Consider the following 6,913-nt stretch of genomic DNA (forward strand, 5'->3'; position numbering starts at 1 on the left):
CATGGTGATAAAAACCATCATAAACCAGACATTTTTATTGGTGAGAATATAGACACTTTAAATGGGTTCTAACACACTGATTTCGTATAATGCCCATTATGTTAAATGGGGGGATTAGATCCATCCTCCAGTAATAAAATCTCCTGAATCATATCCAATAGAGTACCCAACCTTTCTTTCTGGGTAAGCGGTTTTATAATGATTCATTGACGCTTGTGCCAGTTTAAGTGCATAAGCTAAGAACAAAGGATATTCAGCATAATTATCCAGTTCTGTTTCATCTGCTAAATCTTCAATAGATCGTAAAATTTCAGAGCTAAAAGTGCCTTGCTCAGAATAGTATGTTCTAGCTTCAGACATCCAATCTAAGTTATCTTCTTCTGCAATGTATTGATCTGATACTGCAAAATATAGATATCCATTATCAGAAAGACCAAACCAAAACCCTTGCTCAATAAAGGGAGAAGCCTCTTTTTCTAAAGAGTCAATTACGTGGGCTGCTAAACTTTTAACTTCTGTTGTGTAATCTAATTCTTTGAATAGGTCCCAACTTTTGTTTGGCTGCATTTCATGACAATGATTGATGATCGTTGTCATGAAATTATCAATATCTAGATCATTTTTATGAAGATCAATTTCTTTAAAGATTTTTACGAAGTCAAATGACATAAATAGCCTACATTTTTCCAAAATTTAAATAATTAAGAAACGGTTAGATTCCCTAAAATTAACATAATGCACGTTATACGAAATTTAAAAAATGATATTATCCTTATGATAATTAAAGAAATTTAAAAATTTCGTATAATCGCCATTATGTTAAATCACTCTAATTTTTCATCTTAATAAAGTATTATTAATAACATAACGAATTAAATATAACTTTGATTTGAAGGCATAAAATGAAATTTTTCAAACTTGCATCTATTGCTCTAGGACTGATCTTTTCTATGGAAACTTTGGCAAATCCAACATTTTCAAATGAGTTATTAACAAAGGCTGAAAATGGTGATTCATCAGCACAATTAGAATTAGCCGATGTATATATACATGGTTACGGTATTGAAGAAGATGAAGCTCAAGCCGAAAGCTGGGCTATTAAGTCAGCGGAAAGTGGCAATATCGATGCAATGTATTGGCTTGGTGATGGGTATGCGACATATGCTGGTTTAGTTGAAGATATGGACCCAACTGATGCTGAAGAACATTATAAGAAAGCTTTTGTGTGGTTCTCAAAAGGATCTGACTTAAATCATACTGATTCTATGGTGGGTTTAGCTAATTTATATCGTAATGGTGAGGGAGTTACTGAAGATACTGCTAAGGCATTAGATTTATTTAAAAAAGCTGCGTCTCTTGGCAGTAAAGAGGCTATGAGGGATCTTGAATTTATGTATCGATATGGAATAGGTGTAGAAAAAAATTTAGATAAAGCAAAATTTTGGGAAGATAAGGCACAGATGTAACTATGTAGAATAATTAAAATTAACATAATACACCTTATACGAAATGTATGATATTTCTTATTATATATCAGTATATTAAATTAAGCCGTTCTGGAGTATAGGGCACCAGAACGGCTTTTTATTGATTATTCATGTTCCACGCTTATTTACCAACCAATGTTCCACGGTTTTATGCAATCTAATTTAACCATAAAGTTTTAATTTTAGAAAATTAATATGAGACTTGATAAAAAAACCACCAATAATCGCGGTTTCTTTCAATGACAACTTATGTGTCGTTCAATGACATTTTATGCGTCGCAAATGACAACTTATGTGTCGCGTGACGTTATCCGCTTTAAATAAACATTTGATGATTGGATGTTTTTCAAAATCAGTTAGTGCTACTTCAAAATTGTCACGCTGCATTGAAGGTGACATTTCTTCTGCAACATGACTTTATGCTGAATAATATTTAATAATAGCAAACTAGAGCCTGTCATCAATTAGCTTGAGAAAATCTAACCTGTCCTCATTATTTTTTCATGACTAAACGCTATGCATTAAGAGATGATCAGTGGGAGCAGATTAAGGATCTGTTACCTGGACGAGCGAGTACTGTTGGAGTAACTGCCAAAGATAACAGGCTATTTGTTGAAGCAGTATTGTATCGGTATCGTTCAGGTATTCCATGGCGAGACTTACCCGAATGCTTTGGGGATTTTAGAGTTGTGCACACTCGCTTTAGCCGTTGGGTTAAAGCAGGCGTATGGCAGAAAGTTTTTGAAGTGCTATCACATGAAAGTGATAATGAATATGCCATGCTAGACTCAACCATTGTGCGTGCTCATCAACACAGCGCCGGAAAAAAAAGAACAGGCAATCGGACGCAGTAAAGGTGGTTTAAGTACCAAAATTCATGCCCGTACTGATGCTTTAGGCAACCCAACAGGATTTTATCTCACTGCCGGGCAGACTCATGACTTAAATGGTGCTGATGTGCTGCTGGACTTATCGTTAAGTCAGACTTGGCTCATGGATAAAGCCTATAATTCTAAGGATCGGGTGATTGATCCAATCCATAAGATCAAGGGTCAGATCGTGATGTCATCCAAAAGTAACGCGATTGATCAGCGTGATTATGACCAACATCTTTATAAAGCAAGACATCTGATCGAGAACTTCTTCGCCAAGCTCAAGCAGTATCGAGGTATTGCTACGCGCTATGATAAATTGGCTCAAAACTTCCTGTCAGCAATCTACCTTGCTTCAATCATGATATGGCTTAATTGATGACACGCCCTAAGCATAATAGGCACAAAAAACTGTTAAAGCGGTTTTAATACTTCTGTAGTAATTTTCAGGTTTCCACGCCCGATTACAGATTTTGCTGTAACCTAATTATCAAATGGGTATCTTTTTCTTTGATCAAACCAAATTAGAATATTTTATTGATTTGTAAATGAAAAATATAAATAAATAAATAACGTATGGATCAAATTGAAAGCGAAGAAAAAAATCAAATTCGCGGATTTTCAGGCCTTTTAATCACTTATTAAGCTTAGGCTATTTCACCTAAGGAATCATGTTACATAGCTTCCAGCAGCAGACAAAACGCAATGGATAATGCGATGTTTTTCGGTTCTGTTGATCCATAAAAAATACTTAAGTCTCTATTATTAAGCTATAAATGAGCAGCAAGAAATTTTTCTAGTCAGGTAAATGATATTCATGCACACGTAGCTATCTCGAACAAATTCACAGAATTTGGCTGCACTTACATCCAAATTGTCATTTGAAATTAGCTCAATTAAGGTAGCGCTGTCTTTCAAACCTTTGTGTAACAAAGCGTGCATAAGTCATATATACTTAGATTCAGATATGATCTCCAATCGCTAAATATCGTACACTCAACCACGCAAGTACCCATCGCACGGCGCTTAATGACGCTTGTTGAGACATTATTCTAAAATAATCATATTTATTATGTTTCATCACTACCGGAAAAAACTGATGTTCTATAAGAAGTGAAAGCATAGGTTTATCTTCTGCCGTAAAATGCATCAATACTTTTGTTACATTACTCTCATACAACCATTTTTTTATTAACCAATTATAAGTGTCTGATTGGTTTCGTTCTAAATAATCAAATCGCTCTAAAATTTTTTGTGCGGAATTAAAATCTACAGCACTTAGTAATTCAGGCAAACGTGCTAACTTTCCTTGTGTCAATAATGGATGTCTTCCTATATTTGAACCACGTTTACCTGAAGGAATGTTTGACATCGTAATTAAAGCTCTCTTCCAGGACTCAATATCTAATTGTGGCTGCCCCTGCCCAGAAATAAGATACCGCTCAATATCTTCAATATTTTGAAATAGTTCGTGTTTAATTACTTTACCCGTCGAATTTCCTCTTTTTTGAGCATAGATTACCCACCTCTGAGTTTGTCTTTTTTTGAGTACATATTTTTCGATGGTATCTCTCAACTCATATTTTAGATTACTATTCTGTTGGTTAATCGCTTGGAAATGCCTGAATAAATTACTCCGACTCATGACTCGCTTAAAAAATGCAGTATGTAAATTGGGTTGCTGTTGTTGCATGCTATAGGCATAAGTAGCTAGAAATAAGATATGAATATAATGCTTTAATGTTGTCGATTCATGTAAATGTCCAAGTACTCGACCAATCGCCTTAATCCCTTGACCGACCTGTCCTTCATTGCCTACTAGCGTATTAAATTGCTCATTCGATGGCATCCAAGTTTGTAGCCATGGAAGTTCTATCGTCAGCGCTTTAAAATCCACCACTGTTTGCAAACACTTTAAAGTATATGCACTTGCAAACGTATGTCTTAAATGATGTAAGCTGAGATCAACATCTCCAGTGACTTTCTTTAATATTTGAGATATTTGATCAAAAAAAGGCTTATGTTCACTGTTCTCATCAGACATTAATATCGAATATTTTTTATTTTGATAAACATCATCTAATCCCTTTTTAATCGTCTGACTTAATAAATTCATCGGAACAACACGTTCTGATCCGAGTGTTTTTAGCTGATGCTCACCATAAGGACGAATTCTGAGCATATCCTCATCAATATCTAAGGGCCGTAAATGAAGTGTCTCTGAACGGCGTACACCCATCGCCGCAGATAAACGAAAATGACGCTGAATCCCTAGACGTAAAACAGTATCATTCACCCCAGATTCTACAGATTGTAATATTTGAACGATCTGCCGCACTTCATTTTTTGAAAAAACCTTAGCACTTGCTTGATGCGCTGTACGCTTGTGTAACTTTATACGATCATCATTTAATTGAATTAAAAATTCTCTAAAGCGATTCCACGCAGCGAGATGCTTGCGGTGTGGAAAATGCTCTTGCGTCAACTCCATCCATTTTTGAAATACATCTTCATCAATCTGGCTATCTTTTGTTAAATCTTCTGAAAACCCCAATATACCTGCACTGACGATGGCCAAATGTAGATGAATCATATTTCGATTCTGTAGACTTAACTCTTCTGCATCACAGCGTAAAATCAACCATTGCACAAAGCATGTTAATAAATTGACTGAGTAGTGATTCGTTTTATTACTAGCAAGCTGTTTAAGCCAAATGCTTGATCTAGACTCACCTTTTAGTTGCTGAATCATCGCTAAAATATCAGACAAATGTAGTTGCTCATCGCCTATTTCTATTTCACTTTCTGGCTCAGTGCTATCTAAACCTGTGGTTAATTTTTCATATTCGGATAATCGTAATAATTCATTTATTGAAAGATCTTCAGTCAGGACTTGGCCTGATATATAACCTGCAATCAACGGAGTGCTATTTAACATCACCTTTTGCTGTAAAGCTTTCAACCATTGAGCTAACGATAGAGTTGACTTAAGCCCTATTTGTTTTAAATATGTATTAAAACACTTTTGCCAAGCCGTTCTTTGTTGATTTCTTGACTGTGCTAAAATCTCTTTTAATCGAGGCTGTAGATACTGTCGGTCTACTAATATTAAAGTCGAGACATAAGGACTTAACAGTACTGTACGGCGTATCTTCGTCACAGATCTATCATTATTCACTGTTAGCTCAACGAGCCGACTATTCCCCATAGCGACTATATATTGATCAGAAGCAATAAACTCCAACATCGCTTGTAAATGGCTCACTCTGCACAGTTGTGAATACATGGAGAGTACAACCAGCAAACGTCCTATTTCAATATCACAATTTTGATGTTCAGGTAAATGTTCTAAATCCTTCTGAATAAGATCAAGTAAGTTTTGTTCAGTATAACTCCATGTACTAAAACTATTTTCAGATGTCAGCCACGTACGATTAGCTTTTTGAGGAAGTTGAACGAATAAAGGAATTTTAGTTTTATCGCGAATATAAGAACAATATGCCTTTATGGCTTCTGGCAAATCAATGTTTGTATTTTTAGCTAAATGGGAAGCTAATACATGTCCAAGCTCTAAAGCTACTTGTGGCTCAGGATTTTCCTCAAAAATCAACGGACAATAGGACTCATACTCTGAGTTTTTCAGCCATTCTTTTACATCATTCTCTGAATATTGTATTCTCAGCTTCGTCTCTACTTGAGCTGTTTTAGTCTCTTGGGTTAAAACAAATGTTGGAATATGCTTGATTTTAAAAAAATCAAAACCTTCAAGACATTCGAAACCTAATTGTTTTTGCAAGTTTTCTTGTACATCAAGCCACTGTTGTTGAAAAGCTGATACAGGAAATACAGATAACATATCCCATGGATGACGACCCCGTATCCAGTGCCCAAGTCCAGCGTCCTTGAACCGTCCAGGTAACTGATTATAATCAGAGCGAACCAACTTCCGTGCCCAATTTCTAACTAAACCTTCAATCTGATGAGGAGCACAAAGTTGCACAGCATAAGATGATAAATCAACACGTGGTTCAATTTGCTCCCCTAGCATTCCCATCAAACCACGTAAACCTTGAATCTGTTTGATCAACGCTTGCGTCAATGGCACATAACGATCGGTTGATTCATCTTGATGATGTTTATCTTGAATCAATGCCCAGCCTTGCTGACTGATCCACTTTGGAAAGGGCTGCTTAATTCCTCGTCCTGCAGTTGCAAGATTCATCCATAATGCTGTATACAACGTCAAGCTATCAAAGAGCACCTGCCAATTTTTATGTTCAGAAGCCTGATTTATTCTCTTTTTTATTCGTGTAATTTCATTTTGTATTTCAACAATCTTTATTCCAATTGGGCTACCCACACGCTTATTGGAAGAGTATATATATTCAGGAATATTAGGGTGTGTTGACACTTTTAGCTTAAAAAAATAGCGAAGTAGTAAAATCAAATCGCCAAACCCAATGTTACTATTCGCTATGCCTCGTACCATGCTGACAGATCAACACTGGCAAAAGTTGAAAGTTATTCTGCGTAATTTATCCATTCACCACAACT

At 35.8% G+C, this 6,913-nt stretch carries 2 protein-coding genes and 3 pseudogenes; 3 read left to right on the plus strand and 2 right to left on the minus strand.

All coding sequences use genetic code 11. The annotated features are described in order from the left end of the window. Window positions 1–114: 114 nt before the first annotated feature. On the minus strand, window positions 115–669 hold the full coding sequence (locus NI464_RS15510; protein WP_253139485.1) for a hypothetical protein: 555 nt from the start codon (window positions 667–669) through the stop codon (window positions 115–117). Between the two features lie 281 nt (window positions 670–950). Between NI464_RS15510 and NI464_RS15515 the strand changes: the two genes are divergently transcribed. Together NI464_RS15515 and NI464_RS15520 are read left to right on the plus strand one after the other, a co-directional pair. Next, window positions 951–1,466, plus strand: a complete 516-nt coding sequence (locus NI464_RS15515; RefSeq protein ID WP_086044995.1) for a tetratricopeptide repeat protein — start codon at window positions 951–953, stop codon at window positions 1,464–1,466. A 524-nt stretch (window positions 1,467–1,990) separates the two neighbouring features. Then, a pseudogene (locus NI464_RS15520) lies at window positions 1,991–2,738 on the plus strand (IS5 family transposase). A 582-nt stretch (window positions 2,739–3,320) separates the two neighbouring features. Here the strand turns inward: NI464_RS15520 and NI464_RS15530 are convergent. Further along, a pseudogene (locus tag NI464_RS15530) lies at window positions 3,321–6,755 on the minus strand (tyrosine-type recombinase/integrase); the annotation flags it as partial. Between the two features lie 79 nt (window positions 6,756–6,834). Here NI464_RS15530 and NI464_RS15535 point away from each other — a divergent pair. Beyond that, window positions 6,835–6,913 (plus strand): annotated as a pseudogene (locus NI464_RS15535) (IS5/IS1182 family transposase); the annotation flags it as partial.

The organism is Acinetobacter lwoffii, assembly GCF_024129685.1.
Lineage (GTDB): Bacteria > Pseudomonadota > Gammaproteobacteria > Pseudomonadales > Moraxellaceae > Acinetobacter > Acinetobacter lwoffii_X.